14 protein-coding genes are annotated in these 16,789 nt (G+C 56.3%); 7 read left to right on the plus strand and 7 right to left on the minus strand.

Annotation, left to right across the window (positions count from 1 at the left end; genetic code table 11):
- The first annotated feature begins 3 nt into the window (after positions 1–3).
- Complete coding sequence (locus HB779_RS15280) at positions 4–1,299, plus strand: peptidoglycan DD-metalloendopeptidase family protein (protein WP_244642380.1); 1,296 nt, start codon at positions 4–6, stop codon at positions 1,297–1,299.
- A gap of 11 nt (positions 1,300–1,310) precedes the next feature.
- Here HB779_RS15280 and HB779_RS15285 read toward each other — a convergent pair whose 3' ends face one another.
- Both HB779_RS15285 and HB779_RS15290 read right to left on the minus strand, forming a co-directional pair.
- Positions 1,311–1,748, minus strand: coding sequence for a hypothetical protein (locus HB779_RS15285; protein WP_188343166.1), 438 nt, complete (start codon positions 1,746–1,748; stop codon positions 1,311–1,313).
- 13 nt (positions 1,749–1,761) lie between these two features.
- Positions 1,762–2,097, minus strand: coding sequence for an HdeA/HdeB family chaperone (locus HB779_RS15290; protein ID WP_188343167.1), 336 nt, complete (start codon positions 2,095–2,097; stop codon positions 1,762–1,764).
- 232 nt (positions 2,098–2,329) lie between these two features.
- Between HB779_RS15290 and HB779_RS15295 the strand changes: the two genes are divergently transcribed.
- A complete protein-coding gene (locus HB779_RS15295) occupies positions 2,330–2,671 on the plus strand; it encodes a hypothetical protein (RefSeq protein ID WP_188343168.1) in 342 nt (113 codons plus the stop codon).
- A gap of 64 nt (positions 2,672–2,735) precedes the next feature.
- On the opposite strand, the gene HB779_RS15300 is transcribed toward HB779_RS15295, so the two are convergent.
- The 5 genes from HB779_RS15300 to HB779_RS15320 all read right to left on the minus strand — a co-directional run bounded on the left by HB779_RS15300 (position 2,736) and on the right by HB779_RS15320 (position 9,233).
- A complete protein-coding gene (locus HB779_RS15300; protein WP_188343169.1) occupies positions 2,736–3,179 on the minus strand; it encodes a hypothetical protein in 444 nt (147 codons plus the stop codon).
- A 180-nt stretch (positions 3,180–3,359) separates the two neighbouring features.
- Entirely contained in the window at positions 3,360–3,914 is a 555-nt protein-coding gene (locus HB779_RS15305; protein WP_188343170.1) for a GNAT family N-acetyltransferase, read from the minus strand.
- Between the two features lie 83 nt (positions 3,915–3,997).
- A protein-coding gene (gene prfB, locus HB779_RS15310; protein ID WP_188343171.1) for a peptide chain release factor 2 occupies positions 3,998–5,126 on the minus strand; the annotation gives its coding sequence in 2 pieces (ribosomal slippage) (positions 3,998–5,056 and positions 5,058–5,126; 1,128 coding nt in all).
- Between the two features lie 115 nt (positions 5,127–5,241).
- On the minus strand, positions 5,242–7,701 hold the full coding sequence (locus HB779_RS15315; protein ID WP_188343172.1) for a penicillin-binding protein 1A: 2,460 nt from the start codon (positions 7,699–7,701) through the stop codon (positions 5,242–5,244).
- Between the two features lie 302 nt (positions 7,702–8,003).
- Positions 8,004–9,233 (minus strand): N-acetylmuramoyl-L-alanine amidase, encoded by a 1,230-nt coding sequence (locus HB779_RS15320; protein WP_188343173.1) that lies wholly within the window; start codon positions 9,231–9,233, stop codon positions 8,004–8,006.
- Between the two features lie 808 nt (positions 9,234–10,041).
- Here HB779_RS15320 and HB779_RS15325 point away from each other — a divergent pair.
- From HB779_RS15325 to accB, 5 genes are all read left to right on the plus strand, one after another.
- Complete coding sequence (locus tag HB779_RS15325; RefSeq protein WP_188343174.1) at positions 10,042–12,972, plus strand: ribonuclease E/G; 2,931 nt, start codon at positions 10,042–10,044, stop codon at positions 12,970–12,972.
- Positions 12,973–13,201: 229 nt separating this feature from the next.
- The gene (locus tag HB779_RS15330) at positions 13,202–14,566 is read left to right on the plus strand and encodes a M48 family metalloprotease (protein ID WP_371823930.1); all 1,365 of its coding nucleotides are present in this window, start codon (positions 13,202–13,204) and stop codon (positions 14,564–14,566) included.
- Positions 14,567–14,609: 43 nt separating this feature from the next.
- Complete coding sequence (locus HB779_RS15335) at positions 14,610–15,401, plus strand: DsbA family protein (RefSeq protein WP_188343176.1); 792 nt, start codon at positions 14,610–14,612, stop codon at positions 15,399–15,401.
- Between the two features lie 424 nt (positions 15,402–15,825).
- Entirely contained in the window at positions 15,826–16,269 is a 444-nt protein-coding gene (gene aroQ, locus HB779_RS15340; protein WP_188343177.1) for a type II 3-dehydroquinate dehydratase, read from the plus strand.
- Positions 16,270–16,307: 38 nt separating this feature from the next.
- Positions 16,308–16,784 (plus strand): acetyl-CoA carboxylase biotin carboxyl carrier protein, encoded by a 477-nt coding sequence (accB, locus tag HB779_RS15345; protein WP_188343178.1) that lies wholly within the window; start codon positions 16,308–16,310, stop codon positions 16,782–16,784.
- Positions 16,785–16,789: the final 5 nt, after the last annotated feature.

The raw sequence follows: 16,789 nt of genomic DNA on the forward strand, positions 1-16,789 counted from the left end.
AAAATGACGAGCGCATCCGCCATGAAGAAGGCAAAACACTCCCCCATCTTCAGCAACCGCCAGGAACCCCACACGATCATCATCGCGCGGGGCGAAACGATCCGTCATTTCACGCTTCGGCCATGGGCAGCTATTCTTGGCGGCACCCTCGCCTTTGCTCTCGCGGGCACCTATCTGATTGCCACCTCCTATCTGGTATTCCGCGACGATCTGATCAGCGGCAGCGTTGCCCGTCAGGCCCGCTTGCAGCAAGCCTATGAAGACCGGATTGCCAACCTGCGCACCCAGCTCGATCAGGTCACCAGCCGCCAGATGCTCGACCAGCAGCTGATGGACACCAAGGTTGCGGAACTGATCCAGCGGCAGAAATCCCTGACCGAACGTCATGACAAGCTTGTGCCGCTGCTGCAGCGCGCCGAACATGCCGGCGCAGCTATCCCGCCTGAAGCAGATAACAACGCCCCGATGGACAGCAACGGCGACGATGTTGTGAAGGCTGAAGACGACGGCTTTTACGGCATTGATCCGATCATCACCGGCCCGACGACGGCAACACGCAAACCCGTCCCGCCGCGCGAGGACGACAAGTCGAAGCGCGGTGTCGACAAGGCAGAGCTCTTGCTGAAAAAAGTCAACACATCGCTGACGGATATCGAGGCCAAACAGGTTGCACAGATGCAAGCCCTGTCCAACACCGCCTATGAGAATGCCGACAAGATCATGGAAGCGCTGGCGGCGACGGGTGTCAAACCTGAACTCGACGGCAAGTCCGATACGGGTGGTCCGTTCATTCCTGCCGGTTCTGTTGCCCCGTTCGACGCCAAGCTCAACGATCTTGATCAGGCACTGGAGCGGCTTGAAGGTGCCAAAGCGCTGGCAAAGACCATTCCGATTTCGAATCCTGTGCCAGGGATGCCGGTTTCCAGCACCTTCGGCGTGCGCAAGGACCCCATTATCGGTTCCATGGCCTTCCATTCCGGCATTGATTTTCGCGCCATCTCCGGTTCATCCGTAAAGGCAACCGCCAATGGCACTGTGACCGAGGCGGGTTATAATGGCGGCTACGGCAATATGGTCGAGATCGACCACGGCAATGGCCTCTCGACCCGCTATGGCCATATGAGCCAGATCCTCGTCAGCGTCGGCCAAAAGATCAGCATTGGCGATGTCGTCGGCAAGGTGGGCAGCACCGGCCGCTCCACCGGCCCGCATCTGCATTATGAAGTGCGCCGCAACGGCACTGCTCTTAATCCCGCAGGGTTTCTGACCGTTGGCCGCGAAGTCGCCGCCGAACTTTAACCAACTTCGTTCTATTTGCAGACGTTCTCGATAGGCTTGAAGTCAGACAGACGGACCCGCGTTGTCTCAACTGGCAGGGTGACCCAAGCGTCCAAATTGAGACAGCCGTTCACCTTCACGGTGGCGATGCTCTCCTTCCCCCGAAACGCTGTTGCCGTAAACCCCACAGGGACGGCTGTACGCTCAAAAACATGCAGCTTTGCAATACCCACGGCTCCGCCCGGCGGTGCGAGGCTGACGGTAATCTCCCCTGGACCTGTGGCGTCGGGCCCGATCCGCGATCGCCGCGCCGGGCCAAGTGTCAAACTCGTCTTCCCGGAAACGGCGAAGGTTTTTTGGAACCCGGTTGAAATTTCGACGTGAGTTTCCACCGGCGCTGCTTGCACAGGGACCGAAGTTGCGGTCGCGAAAAGACCAATGGCTATGAACAGCTTGAACAAGGTCCGCATAAGGGTTCCTCTCCTATTCCAATAGCTTTTTATTGAGCTCCAGCTCCAGATCTATGATCGCATCCGACAGAGGCTGGTCGGGGATTGCCATGCACTTCTCTTCCACCGCCTTGAAATATTCTTCTTCGTGACCTTCCTTCAAGACATCAGGCCCCGGCTGGGTTTCATTGAAGCCGCTTATGAAACCGGCGATCCAATCGCGATAGCCTTGACCGAGGATGTGTCTCTTTCCGAAACTGTAAAGAAATGTCTGGCAGGTCACAGCGCCGGGACCGAACTGGGTTTTGGCTCCAGCCGGAAAACTCCAGATCAATGGAAGACTTGTTGCCGCGATGAGTATCAAGCGCATTCGTGTGACTTTCCCGGCAGCGGACAAAATGTCCGCTGCAAATACCTAACATACCTCAAAAAACAGGTCTGCTGGCATTTGCCAGTGATGCTGGCAATGCCCGGCTCTCACGTCCATTCCATTCCAGCAAATCAATGCGTTAGATATCGACACTGAGACGGATCATGTATCCGCAATCTTCCGCTCCTAAGGACGACAGCTCGAGCCAATTTGGAAATTGAGAGCAGCTGCTATGCACAAAGTGTCGATGGTACAGGTGATGATGAGTCACTCCGCCCGGTCGGAAATCTTCAGCCGCATGCTGGAACTGAGCGGCGAGCCGGCGGGCGCTGTCACTATCGAAACCGATGAAGCGTTTTCGCATGAATGCGAGGCCATTGGCGTTGACACCGCTCAAGGCACAAAGATCACCCTGCCCGCCCTTGCAATCGCCGAATATCTGAGCGGCACCGGTCCGTGGGACGAAGGCGGCCGGTTTGCTGGCAGCAACCGTTACCAGATCGGCACAGCCGCTGACGAGCGGATCATAGATGTCATGTGGTCATGTTTTCTCGAAGATCAGCGAGAAGATTGAAAACGAGACTCACCATAAGAATAGTAAAAGCCTCGCTTGTGTGAGACTTTTACCGAAACGTTTTCTATATTTTACCCTGCTTCTTTAAAACATCTGCCGCATCGAATGCTCCACGCGCACCGGGCTCTTTAGCTTTAAACATAACAACAGTCACACCGACATTTGCTGTTGGTGCATACACCGGCCTTGCAAAGCTCTGTCCTGTGTATGTGCCATAAGCCGTATTGCCATACACATTGGCACTTGCCATACCTGAACCGTATGTTTGTATCCCAGCCAACGTATGTCCTTGTGAAGTCGAGGCCTGTTCTAAACGAAAATGCGTATAGCCCCGCTTTAATGTGGCTTCGGCGGCTTTCTTCATTGTCATGCTTGGCGCGCTGCCCACGAACAAAAGGCCGCTTGCTTGTGTATCCAACCGCACCATATTCTGTGCCAATGGCATTTCACTCGTAGTCGCACATGCGGTAATAAACAACGATATTACACCGATAAATATCCGCTTCATATTTCCCCCTATTATACTATTGCCCATACCGGACGGCGCGAATTTGTACAGGGAGTCTCTCCTTGACGATATCCAACTTCTTGGTAATTTTATGCTGAAATTCTTAGATGAATTGCATCTGGTTCAGTCAGTGTGCGGACGCTTAGAACTACTGTCATTCAACAGAAACTTGCTACTACTCTAACACCGGTTCAACACTTGGAACTCCTGTTCCAGCACACCCATCATGATATCATCGTGGAATGCGCCATCGACAAAGGCGGCGTCGCGCTCCCGCCCTTCGATGACAAAGCCGCATTTCTCATAGGCGCGGATCGCGCGTTGATTATAGGCAAGCACCCGAAGGCCAATGCGGTGCAGGCCAAGCACATCAAAGGCGTAGGCTAGCACAAGCTTGATAGCTTCTGACCCAAGCCCGTGCCCAAGCAAGGCAGGATCATAAATGCCGATGGCCAGTGAGGCACGCCGGTCGCTGAGATTGACGTGATCGAGCCGTATCTCGCCGATCAATGATTCATGCTCAATAACCCAGGCATAGGGATGCTCGGCAAGGCTCTCTACCCACATGGCCGCACCGTGGGACGTCATTTCACTCAGTTCCTCCCGGCTGCCGCCAAACATGCGATAAATCTCCAGGTCGTGTCCAAGTGCCAGCCGTACTTGGGCATCACCGTTGTGCGGACGCCGCAGGAAAACGCGTTCTCCATCGAGCGTCACCAATTGTCCGGGTTCCATTTGGGTTACCTCCGAATAAAAATCCCCCGGCAGGATTGTGTCCTGCCGGGGGATTGTATTCAACCTGCACGATACAAACGCCTTTAGGCGATGTCCTGCACTTCAACATCGGAACCGTGCACCCGGTGCGCCAGCGCGGCTTCCATGAACATGTCCACTTCGCCGTCGAGCACGTCCTGCGGGCTGGTGCTTTCGACCCCGGTGCGCAGGTCCTTGACCAGCTGGTATGGCTGCAACACGTAAGAGCGGATCTGGTGCCCCCAGCCAATATCGGTTTTGGAAGCGGAAATGGCATCAGCTGCCTGTTCGCGCTTTTCCAGCTCGGCTTCATAAAGCCGGGCGCGCAACATTGACCATGCCGTGGCACGGTTCTTGTGCTGCGACCGTTCCGCCTGACACTGCACAACGATACCGGTGGCGATATGCGTGATACGCACGGCCGAATCCGTCGTGTTGACGTGCTGACCGCCTGCACCCGAGGCGCGATACGTGTCAATACGCACATCGGCTTCCGTCACCGCGATATCGATATTGTCATCGACAACCGGATAGACCCAGATGCTGGAGAACGATGTGTGCCGCCGCGCATTGGAATCATAAGGCGAAATGCGCACCAGCCGGTGCACACCCGATTCGGTCTTCATCAGACCATAGGCATTGTGGCCCTTGATCAGGATTGTTGCAGACTTGATACCGGCTTCTTCACCGTCATGGATTTCCAGAAGTTCGACCTTCATGCGCTTGCGTTCGGCCCAGCGCGTATACATGCGCAGCAGCATCGACGCCCAGTCCTGACTCTCGGTACCGCCCGCGCCCGAATGCACTTCGACATAGGTGTCATTGGCATCGGCTTCGCCGGACAACAGCGTGTCGATCTGGCGGCGGTCCACTTCCACCTTTATGGCGCGGATGCCCTCTTCCGCTTCGGTGACGATGGACTTGTCGCCCTCTTCGTCGCCCATGGCGATCAGTTCGATATTGTCCTCAAGCGATTGCGACAGGCTGCGGATGGAGTTGATCGCATCTTCCAGCTGCTGGCGTTCGCGCATCAGCTTCTGGGCTTCCTGAGCGTCGTTCCACAGCGTCGGGTCCTCGGCAAGCTGGTTCAGATAGCCCAGGCGTTTGATTGACGTATCCCAGTCAAAGATGCCTCCTCAGCAGGCTTATGGCCTGCTTGATCTCATCGACCAGCGTCTCGATTTCAGCGCGCATCGGCTGTCCGTTCCTTCTGTATATGGCAGTGTTTTCGAATTGCGGCGGACCATATTCACTGGTCCGCGCGATGTAAAGTCTTCAGACTTTACGAAAAAGTCTTGAGGGTAAGCGGTCAGAAAAGTCCGCCGCCGCCACCCTGAATGGCGCGATTGACGTTGGGCGACTGCACTTCCACCGGTGCACCCTCGGAGAATGAATTCGCGCCAATCACCGAATAACTGTCCGCAGGGCCTGTACCGGGTTTGAAGGCTTCCATGATCACGTTGGGCTGGCCTTCGCTCGCACGCATGCCGGTCTTGCGGTCGATGGCAACCACGGTCATGCCTTCCGGCACACGGAAATCAACCGACCGCTGGCCCTTCATGGCTGCGTCGAAGAAATCCTTGGCCACGGGAGCAGCAAGACCGCCACCCGTGCCGCCATGGCCCATCGCCATGGGCGTGTCATAACCAAGATAGAGACCGATCACGAGATCCGGCGTGAAGCCCATGAACCAGGCGTCCTTTTCGTCATTTGTCGTACCGGTCTTGCCGGCGATTGGACGGTTCAGGCTCTTCAGGATCGTTGCGGTACCGCGCTGGATAACGCCTTCCATCATCGATGTGATCTGATAGGCAGTCATCGGGTCAAGCACCTGATCGCGGTCATCGACCAGTTCCGGCTCCGGCTGATTCTTCCAGTCTTCAGCCGTACAGGCTTCGCACTTGCGCTCGTCATGTTTGAAGATGGTCTTGCCGTAGCGGTCTTGAATACGATCGACGATCGATGGCGTGATCTTGCGGCCGCCATTGGCGATAATCGAATAACCCGTCACCATGCGCATCACAGTGGTTTCGCCCGACCCTAGCGCCATGGCCAGAACCGGCAGCATCTTGTCGTAGATGCCGAAGCGTTCGGCATATTCGGCCACGAGCTTCATGCCCATATCCTGCGCCAGCCGCACGGTCATGAGATTGCGCGATTGTTCAATGCCGTAGCGCAGGGTGGATGGACCAGCAAAATTGCCGCCATAATTCTTTGGTGCCCATACGCCGAGGCTGCCGCCCTGATCGATGGAGATAGGGCCGTCAAGCACCACGGATGCCGGTGTATAGCCATTGTCAAGCGCCGCCGAGTAGACGAACGGCTTGAACGAAGAGCCCGGCTGGCGCATCGCCTGCGTCGCACGGTTGAATTCCGATTCGGCAAAGGAGAAGCCGCCGACCATTGCCAGAACACGGCCCGTATGCGGGTCCATGGCAACCATGGCGCCTTCGATGCCGGGTACCTGATGCAGATCGAAGGCCGTGTCACTACCGTCTTTCTTCTGCACAAACACTACATCGCCGGGCTTGAACACACCCTCAAGCGATTTCACCGACGTGCGCCTGCCGTCCTTATAGAGGTTCATGGCCCACTTGATATCAGCGGCGGCAATCGTGCCCTTCTTGCGTTCCGTCACAAGCCCATTGGCGTCATTGCGCTCAGGCTGCAGCCCGATCGTTGCCTGGGTGGGCGTTACCTCAAGAATAACCGCCAGCTGCCAATCCGGAACATCGGAGAACGGCTTGATCTCGGCAAGCGGGAGACCCCAGTCGCCAATGGTTGAAATCGTCTTGTATGGCCCGCGATAGCCCTTGGCCTCGTCATACTTGAACAGGCCGTGCTGCAGGGCGGCGCGCGCCTGCACCTGCATTTTCGGATCCAGCGTCGTGCGGACGGACAGGCCGCCCTCATACAGCGCGTTCTCGCCGTATTTGCCGATGATCTGGCGACGAACTTCTTCTGTGAAATATTCGGAAGCGAAGAGATAATTTCCGGTATGACGCGGCGTCACGCCCAGCGGTTCGGCTTTGGCCGTCTTGGCTTCATCCATCGTGATGTAGCCATTTTCGGCCATACGGTCGATGACCCAGTTGCGGCGCTCAAGCGCGCGCTCGGTCTGGCGGAACGGATGATAGTTGGAAGGTCCCTTCGGGAGCGCAGCCAGATAGGCCGCCTCGGCAATACTGAGCTCGTTGACCGACTTGTTGTAATAAGTCAGCGCCGCACCGGCGATACCGTAGGAATTCAGGCCGAAGAAAATTTCGTTGAGGTAGAGCTCGAGAATACGGTCCTTGGAATAGGCCTGCTCGATGCGGAAGGACAGAATTGCTTCCTTGACCTTGCGGCCCATCGTCTGATCGGACGACAGAAGGAAGTTCTTTGCCACCTGCTGGGTGATGGTCGATGCGCCGACTGGACGGCGCGAGCCCCAGTTCTGCACGTTGACGATAATTGCGCGGGCAAGACCGCTGATATCGATACCGGGATGCTGGTAGAAGTTCTTGTCTTCTGCGGAGATGAAAGCAGCCTTCACGCGGTCAGGAACTGCCTGGATCGGCAAATACAACCGGCGCTGCCGCGCAAACTCTGCCATCAACGCACCATCAGAAGCGTGGATACGCGTCATGACGGGCGGTTCGTATTTCGCCAGAACTTCGTAGTCAGGCAGGTCCTTGGATAATTTGACCACATAGAGGGCCGCACCGCCCGCTGCCAAAAGCGCAACAACAGTGCCGATTCCGAAAAAATATCCGATCAAGCGTATCATTTGTATCCGGAACCCGTTTCATCCATTTGGCATGTCGATAATCTATGCACGACCAGAATCAATGCAGATCGCACTTCAGAAACACCACTCAAAAGGTACTCCTGATATAAGTCAGCCGGAAAACACCACGCCCGGCAATTTCAGTGACGCAATTGAGCGACAAATGTGACAAAGGCAAGGACAACCCGGTTCTGCGCACAATTTAAATACCAATTGTGGAGTTTCGGCAACGCAAACGCGAGTTTAGTAGTCTCTACAACTATAGCTATGGTTAGTACCGCTGCCAGTCGCGTCGCAAAGCGTCAATTCGATGCGCCTGCTGTCTTTTTGCCGGAAAACTCACCGACCGCCGAAGCCAACCGCTCGGCCACGTGCGTGCGCCAGGCAGGATCCAGCATCAGCTTGGCGTCCTCTTCATTCGACAGATAACCGATTTCAACCAGCACCGAGGGCACGTCAGGCGCGCGCAGCACCTGAAAACCAGCGAAACGATGCGGATTGTTGATCATATTGACATCGCCCTTGAGCGCCTTGACCACGCCTTTAGCAAAACTCAGGGAGAAAGTATGTGTCTCGCGGCGAGTCAGATCCATGAGAATATCGGCAATTTCAGGCGTCTCATTATCAAATGTCACGCCCGCAACGTTGTCTGCTTTGTTTTCACGGTCAGCCATGGCGCGCGATGCTGCGTCGGACGCCTTGTCGGACACCGTATAGACCGTGGCGCCGCGAATGCTGCGCTGGTTGATCGTATCGGCATGGACGGAGATGAACAGGTCCGCTTCATATTGGCGGGCAATGCGGACGCGTTCCGGCAAGCGGAGAAACTCGTCACTGTCGCGGGTCATTTCAATGCGCAACCCCGGAATCTTGCGCAATTGATCGCGCAATTCGCGCGCAAACATCAAGGTCACGTCCTTTTCCATGGTGCCGTCAGTGCTTTCAGCGCCGCTATCAATGCCGCCATGACCGGCATCGACGACAACCGTGAACGGCTTTGGCGCTTTGCTGACCTCAGCGGGTGCCGCACTGGCAAGGCGGTCGCCCTTCGGCGCAAGCTGTGTCGAAGCCGTTGTCGCATTCTGCGCCTTGACGGCTTCGGCAAATTCCCGGTCGGACGAAGCTACCAGATCGGCCACCAGCCGGTACCCCGGACTGTTATCATTCTTCAGCACATCGGCCCGCTCTACCTTGAACGGCCCCTTCAGCGTGAAAATGAGCCGCGAACGCGCATCGTCAATCATGCCGTAGCGCACGTCATCGATAATTCCGCGCGGCTCTAGCGATTTTTTGTCAAAGGCAAACACCGTCTTCGGCAGATCAATCGCCAGCCGGTGCGGCTGATCGAGCAGAAGTGTGGAAATATCGGGTTCTTTATCGAAATTGATGACAACGCGGGTGCGCAATTCGTCACCGGCTGCCTGATAGGTCAAGGCGGCCAGATCATCGGCGGCATAAGACCTTTGGCCAGCTTGCACGACGGCGAGCACACCAAAAGCAGCAGCGAGAAGAGTCCGGTATATCACGTTCATTTCAATGCAGATCGATGCCGCGCCGGGCAGGCATCATCCCCTCTGGTGCTGTTTTGTATCAGACGGAGCGCCATGTTACACCCGCTATGTGTAAACGATTGGTAATCCATCGTGGTTAATTTAGTGTTATACTGGGTTGTTAACAGCCTTATGTGCGGCCACATCTGTGCCATTCGGATGACACGATTATGAAGAAGGCCTTGTCATAACGCGACACACCTCCTAAAAGCAAAGGTGGGTTACTTTCCGCCATCCGGAATCATGCTCTTCTCTGTCACGGCAATTTGCCCGGCTGACAATGAAGACAGGGACATGGAGCGGCAGAGGCGAAGCATCGCTGCGGGTAACCGGAAAAGAATTTGGCGTGAGCAGACAGGGAATGTCGGCTACGCTTTTTGTGAACGGCAGATAGCGCAGACAAGGCGCGTCGAGCCAGCCCTTTCGAGGGTGTTACCGCATAACCCCAAAAATCATATTCGATTTTTGGATAAGGATTATGCGCAATCTTAGTTGTTACTGCGCCTCTGTGCGTCCCAAACAGACGCACGGTGCAGTAACGGGTCGGCACAGCTACAAGGCGTGCCATTCGTAGAGGTCGTTTCGTCAGGAACAGAAATGTTTGATACAGACGTGACTATTACCGGCTTGAAAGCCGCGGGTGCTTTGATGCAACCCCGCGCGATGCCGTGTCTGTCTGTTTCTGCGAACCTTAATATATCCGGCAAATGTGAAAACGCGGCTACGGAACCCCTAAGGGCGTCCCGGTTGTCCCGCGTTTCAAGCGTTTGGGCCGGGGAGAAGAATTATAATGTCGGACAAAATGCTAATCGACGCCTCCCACCAGGAGGAAACGCGCGTTGTCGTGGTTCGCGGCAACCGAATTGAAGAATTTGACTTTGAGTCGGAACACAAGAAACAGATCAAAGGCAATATCTATCTGGCGCGTGTCACACGTGTAGAACCATCGCTTCAGGCAGCTTTCGTTGAATATGGCGGTAATCGCCATGGCTTTCTCGCCTTCAGCGAAATTCACCCTGATTACTACCAGATCCCCGTTGCGGATCGTCAGGCGCTGATCGACGCGGAAGCCGAGGCAGCCAGCCAGGACGAAGACCATGAGGAAAATGCCGGTGAACAGCGCACCCGCGATCGCAATGATCGTGGTCAGCGCAATCGCCGCCGCAGCCGTCGTGGCACCCGCCAGAACGATGATTCCGTAAAGCTCGACGCTTCCGATGACGCTGCAGCCGACGAGGCTGGCGACGATCATGAATCATCCGAACAGAGTGCATCGGATGAAAACCCCTCCTCCGAGGATAATGGCGGCCAGACAATTGCTGCGGCCATCGATGCCGATGTGATTTCCGAAGCCGTGATAATCGATGCCGATGAGGCAGACACCGATGGCGACGAAAAGTCGAGCGAAGGTGAAACCCATTCCCGCCGTTCCAAGCGTCGCAACCAGCCGGACGACAAGGAAGAACCGCATGACGAACTCGACGAAGTCGAGTCTGTCGGTGCCGAAGATGCCATGGAAGAAGTTCCGACGCATCAGCGCTTCCAGCGCCGCCAGTACAACATTCAGGACGTGATCAAACGCCGGCAGATTCTGCTGGTTCAGGTCGTCAAGGAAGAACGCGGCAACAAAGGCGCTGCGCTCACAACCTACCTTTCGCTTGCCGGACGTTATTCGGTCCTCATGCCGAACACAGCCCGTGGCGGCGGCATTTCGCGCAAGATCACCAGCATTCAGGATCGCAAGCGCCTGAAGGATATCGTCAAGGATCTCGAAGTGCCGAAAGGCATGGGGGTCATCCTGCGCACCGCCGGTGCCATGCGCACCAAGCCGGAAGTCAAGCGCGACTACGAATATCTGATGCGCCTGTGGGAAAATGTGCGCAGCCTTACCCTTGCATCCAGCGCGCCTACCCTTGTTTACGAGGAAGGCAGCCTGATCAAGCGTTCGATCCGCGACCTCTATAACAAAGACATCACGGAAATCCTCGTCGCTGGTGAAAATGGCTACCGCGAGGCCAAGGATTTCATGCGCATGCTCATGCCGAGCCATGCCAAGGTTGTGCAGCCCTATCGGGAGCCGACACCGATCTTTGCCCGTAATGGCATTGAAGCGCAGCTTGACCGTATGCTGCAGCCGCAGGTAACGCTCAAATCAGGCGGCTATATCATCATCAACCAGACCGAAGCGCTGGTTGCCATCGACGTCAACTCCGGACGATCGACCCGTGAACATTCGATTGAAGACACGGCATTACAGACGAATCTTGAAGCAGCAGATGAAGTTGCGCGCCAATTGCGCCTGCGCGATCTTGCCGGTCTGATCGTCATCGATTTCATCGACATGGAAGAAAACCGCAACAACCGTGCGGTTGAAAAGCGGATGAAGGATTGTCTGAAAGACGATCGCGCCCGCATTCAGGTTGGCCGCATCTCGCATTTCGGCCTGCTGGAAATGTCACGCCAGCGCATCCGCGCCAGCGTTCTGGAAAGCACCACGCAGATCTGCTCGCATTGCGGCGGTACCGGCCATGTGCGTTCCGCTTCTTCCATCGCATTGCATGTCATGCGCTCGATCGAGGAATACCTGCTGCGCCATTCGCAGAACAACATCATCGTGCGCACAACCGTTGCCACGGCGCTCTACGTTCTCAACCACAAGCGTCAGAACCTTGCCGATCTCGAGACCCGCTTCGGTCTGACCATCAGCATTGAGGCTGATGACAGTGTCGGCGCCCAGCATTTCGCCATCGACAAGGGCTCCATTGCGCTTGGTCCGATCGTTCCGCTGACGGAAACACCGACTCTTGGTATTGTCGATGACTTCGACGAGAGCGATCCAGTTATCGATGATGTGGACGACGATGCCGAAGTCGAGACCCAGTCCGGCGAAACTACCAAGACCGGTGACAACGATGAATCATCGCGCAAGCGCCGCCGCAAGCGTCGCCGTCGTGGTGGCCGTGACCGTCAGGAAGCCGCAGCTGGTGAACCCGGTCAGGCCGTTCGCAGCGACAACGATGCCGACGATTCGGACATGCCTGCTGTTGAAGGCGAAGATGCAGCCGCGACCAAGGCACGCGAAGAAGAAAACGAACGCCGCAAGAAGCGCCGGCGGGGCCGTCGCGGTGGCCGCAAGAACCGCCGCCCGGAAGATGGCGACGATCATCAGGTCGCAGCCAGATCCGTTCCAGACGCTGAACCAGTATTCGTCAGCATTCCGCTGCCGGACTTCAGCAAGCCTGCTGCGGTTGAAACCAAGGCAGATGCCGTCGAAGAGAGCGTTTTCGTTGAAACCGCCACCGTCGAGGTTGTTGCCGTAGAAGAAGCGCCTGCCAAGAAGCCTGCCCGGCGCAAGCCGCGCGCCAAGGCTGGTGCGGCACCTGTTGAGACCGTTGCCGAAACGGCACCGGTTGAAGTTGCTCCTGCTGAAACCGAAGCACCGGCCAAGCCGAAACGTGCGCCACGCAAGACCGCCAAGAAAGCGGTCGCCGTGGAAACCGTAGTCGAAGAAGCAGCACCCGCTGCCGTTGAAGCACCTGTTGCAGCACCGGTCGAAGTCAAGCCAGAACCGGCACCGGAGCCTGTTGTTGCGCCAAAGCCGGAGCCAGCCAAGGTTGATAACAGCACGCCTGTTGTGACTTCGACTGCGACAAAGGAAAAGAAGGCGGAAGGCGACGCGCCGACAAAACGCGGCTGGTGGCAGAAAAAAGGTTTCTTTTGAGCCTGAAAAAACGCGTGGATAATTGAGTTGAAAAACCGGCATCATTGCCGGTTTTTCTTTATCAAGACTCCCTGTAGTCTCGCCACAAGCCGCAGATTTGCCTGATTAATCTGATCTTTCACGATTAAGAGAGGATGATTTGCTTCTCTTTCCTTCAAAGACCGGTTTCGCTACGAATAAGACCATGATGACAATTCGCCGTATCAGTTCACGTCAAACACTCGCTGCCATGGTTCGCAGCGCGGTCGCCGTGCTGGTTAGCGGAGCCGTCAGCATGGCGCAGACCGGTACGACGGCGGCGCAGTCGAGCGGCGTACCGATTGTCCGCGATGCTGAAATCGAAGCGCTTGTTACCGATTATGCGGCGCCGATCATCAACGCGGCGGGCCTTACCAAACATGCCATCCGGATCGTTCTGGTCAACAACCAGAGTTTCAATGCCTTTGTCGATGGCAGACGTATTTTCATCAATACAGGCGCCCTGCTTCAGGCGGAAACGCCCAATGAGATCATCGGCGTTCTCGCCCATGAAACCGGACACCTCGCGGGCGGCCATCAGTTCCAACTGCGCGAACAGATGGCGCGCGCCAAGACAATGGCCGTAGTCGCCGGTCTGCTCGGCATAGGCGCAGCCGTTGCGGGCGCTGCAACACGATCGGGCAGCGCTGCCCAAGCGGGCGCGGGTATTGCCATGGGCGCTCCAGAAGTTGCCATGCGCAGCCTGCTCGCCTATCAGCGCTCCGAAGAAATGGCTGCTGATCGTTCTGCCATCACATATCTTGCCAGCACGGGCCAATCAGCCAAGGGCATGCTGACGACCTTCGAACGCTTTTCCAACGCCCTGGCGCTTACCGGAACCCGCACAGATCCTTACCGCATCAGTCATCCCATGCCGCGCGAGCGTATTGCCAACCTGGAGACGCTCGCCCATGCCAGTCCTTATTTTGACAAAACGGATAGTCCGGCCCTGCAACAGCGCCATGATCTGATGCGCGGCAAGATTGCCGCTTATACCGGTGGCGGCACCACTGTCCTGCAAAGCTTCCGCAAGGATCCGAACAATATCGGCGCGCGCTATGGCAATGCTATCGCCATCTATCTCAACGGTTCGTCGCAGGAAGCACTTGGCAAAATCGATGCGCTGATCCGCGAACAGCCCAAGAACCCCTATTTTCAGGAAATACGCGGCGAAATTCTGCTCAAGCAGAGCAAGGTCATGGAAGCGGCTGAAGCCTTCAAAAAAGCCAGTGCGCTTGATCCGCGCAAATCCAGCCTCATCCGCACGATGTATGGCCGTGCGCTGATGCTCAGCGGCACGCCGGCCAATCTCAAGGCGTCGATCAAAGAAATTCAAGCCGGTATTGACCGCGACCGCGAATTCCCCGATGGCTATGGCTATCTGGCGCAAGCCTATGGGCAGTTGGGTGATGGGCCACGTTCGGACCTCGCCAGCGCTGAACAAAAGTATTACTCCGGCAAGATTCAGGACGCGCAAATCTTCGCGATACGCGCCCAGAGAGGTCTCGTCACCGGATCGCCAGACTGGGTTCGCGCCCAGGACATTATCAATGCCAAGCGACAATCGGCAGATTGATCCTGCCTTTAGCCGCCCCTGATACGAACAAGGATATGACGCTATGAAAAAAGTCGCTCTGGTTGGTGCATCCGTAGGCCTTCTTGGCCTCGCTGCCCTGGTTTTAAGCCAACAGGCGGGCATGGCCGGTCAGGTCAACACGTCAGCGACGACGCAGGCTGCGTCGCCTTCGACGGTCAACCGGGCTGAAATCGAAGCGATCATCAAGGATTATCTGATCAACAATCCGGAAGTGCTGGTTGAGGCGCAGGCGGCGCTCACGGCCAAGCAGGAGGCCTCGCAGCAGCAGGCAGCCGGCAAGATCATCGCCGAGAACAGCGACAAGCTGTTCAACTCGCCGCTCGATGCCGTTTTCGGCAATCCCAAGGGTGATGTCACCATTGTCGAGTTCTTCGATTACAATTGCGGCTACTGCAAGCGCGCCCTGCCCGATATGGACGCCCTGCTCAAAAGCGATCCGAACCTGCGCTTTGTCATGAAGGAATTCCCGATCCTCGGCGCCGATTCTACCCGCGCCCACATTGTCGCCAAAGCTTTCAAGGCGCTGATGCCGGAAAAATATCTTGAATTCCACCGTGACCTGCTGGGCCGTGACGGCCGTGCCACGGAAGATTCTGCCATGCAGATCGCCATCAAGCTCGGCGGTAACGAGAAGGCCATCCGCGAGAAGATGAAATCGCCTGAAGTCACGCAGGCATTTCAGCAGAATTACGAGCTCGCCAACAGCCTGAGCATCAATGGTACGCCATCCTATATCATCGGTAACGAAGTGGTTCCCGGTGCGCTTGGCGCGGATGCATTGGCCGAAAAAATCAGCCATATTCGCAACAAATAGCCCTGCCTAAATGCCGATGATTGCTAAAACCCGTTGTGGACAAGCAATCAATTGACTTTGCAGGCTTTTCGCTTGCCGATAAGCCGTTAGAGCAATGGATACCCAAATGAAACGGTTCTGCCGGAGGGAATTCGCGGACAAGGTCGAGGGGTTTGGCGAGGCCGATGTTTTTCCATCGGATGATACCAAAGCCCGATGGATTTGGTCCGAATTCACCCGGCCCTTCGGGTTTCCGGCTGGCGGGCATCCACTTTGTCAGCTAGCGTCGTCCGATGGGTAAACATCGGCCTCGCTACCTTCCTTGTGGACTGCCTCGCCATCTGGCAAACAGAACCAGTTTCCTTTGGATATCCATTGCTCTATATGAAACGCGTCATGGGACCCGATATCGGGTCCCGAAACATGTCAATTTGTCCGGTATGGTATGAAACAGTTGATCTTTATCCTCAATGGCCCGAACCTGAACATGCTGGGAAAGCGTGAACCGGGGATCTATGGCGCTTCCACATTGATTGATATCGAGGCCCTGTGCCGCACCGAAGGCGAAAAACTCGGCGTCGAGATCGAGTTTCGCCAATCCAACCATGAGGGTGATCTGGTTAGCTGGATTCAGGAGGCAGGCGAGAAAAAAGCCGCTGTTCTGATCAATCCGGCCGCCTATACGCATACATCAATCGCATTGCATGATGCCATCCGCGCGGCAGCCGTCACGCTGGTGGAAGTTCATCTTTCCAATATTCACGCGCGCGAGTCATTCCGGCACCACTCCTATGTTTCCCCTTTGGCCAAAGGGGTGATATGTGGCTTTGGGGTGGATGGCTACGTGATGGGCCTGCGCGCACTCGTCAAGCTGGCGGCAGATAAATAAGAAACGCCGTCAAACAGAAATAAGGGGCTTGAAAAAGCATGGCTACCAGAAACACCGGGATCGACAAGGTCATGATCCGCGATCTCGCAGAAATTCTGAACGAGACGGACCTCACCGATATCGAGATCGAACAGGGCGACCTGCGCATCCGCGTATCGCGTCAGATCACAATGCAGGCTGCGCCGCAGGCCGTCTATGCGCAGGCTCCTGCCGCAGTTGCCGCTCCGGCAGCCACTGCCGCTGCGCCTGCTGAGGCCGCCAAGCCCGCTGGCGATCCGTCGAAGAACGCTGTTCCCTCGCCCATGGTTGGCACAGCCTACCTGTCCCCGGCCCCCGGCGCCCGTGCTTTCATCGAAGTCGGCACCAAGGTCAAGGAAGGTCAGACGCTGATGATCATCGAAGCGATGAAGACGATGAACCAGATCGCATCGCCCCGCTCCGGTACTGTCACTGCGATTCTCATCGAAGACAGCCAGCCGGTTGAGTATGGCGAATTGCTAGTTGTGATCGAATAAATCGA

It is taken from the genome of Phyllobacterium sp. 628 (genome assembly GCF_014189505.1).
Taxonomy (GTDB): Bacteria; Pseudomonadota; Alphaproteobacteria; order Rhizobiales; family Rhizobiaceae; genus Phyllobacterium.

Coding starts and splice junctions, on each gene's coding strand:
- HB779_RS15335 (WP_188343176.1), top strand. CDS start 14,610: ATGAAAAAAGTCGCTCTGGTTGGTGCATCCGTAGGCCTTCTTGGCCTC.
- HB779_RS15325 (WP_188343174.1), top strand. CDS start 10,042: ATGTCGGACAAAATGCTAATCGACGCCTCCCACCAGGAGGAAACGCGC.
- HB779_RS15285 (WP_188343166.1), bottom strand. CDS start 1,748: ATGCGGACCTTGTTCAAGCTGTTCATAGCCATTGGTCTTTTCGCGACC.
- HB779_RS15320 (WP_188343173.1), bottom strand. CDS start 9,233: ATGAACGTGATATACCGGACTCTTCTCGCTGCTGCTTTTGGTGTGCTC.
- HB779_RS15290 (WP_188343167.1), bottom strand. CDS start 2,097: ATGCGCTTGATACTCATCGCGGCAACAAGTCTTCCATTGATCTGGAGT.
- HB779_RS15280 (WP_244642380.1), top strand. CDS start 4: ATGACGAGCGCATCCGCCATGAAGAAGGCAAAACACTCCCCCATCTTC.
- HB779_RS15300 (WP_188343169.1), bottom strand. CDS start 3,179: ATGAAGCGGATATTTATCGGTGTAATATCGTTGTTTATTACCGCATGT.
- aroQ (WP_188343177.1), top strand. CDS start 15,826: ATGAAACAGTTGATCTTTATCCTCAATGGCCCGAACCTGAACATGCTG.
- accB (WP_188343178.1), top strand. CDS start 16,308: ATGGCTACCAGAAACACCGGGATCGACAAGGTCATGATCCGCGATCTC.
- HB779_RS15305 (WP_188343170.1), bottom strand. CDS start 3,914: ATGGAACCCGGACAATTGGTGACGCTCGATGGAGAACGCGTTTTCCTG.
- HB779_RS15315 (WP_188343172.1), bottom strand. CDS start 7,701: ATGATACGCTTGATCGGATATTTTTTCGGAATCGGCACTGTTGTTGCG.
- HB779_RS15330 (WP_371823930.1), top strand. CDS start 13,202: ATGGTTCGCAGCGCGGTCGCCGTGCTGGTTAGCGGAGCCGTCAGCATG.
- HB779_RS15295 (WP_188343168.1), top strand. CDS start 2,330: ATGCACAAAGTGTCGATGGTACAGGTGATGATGAGTCACTCCGCCCGG.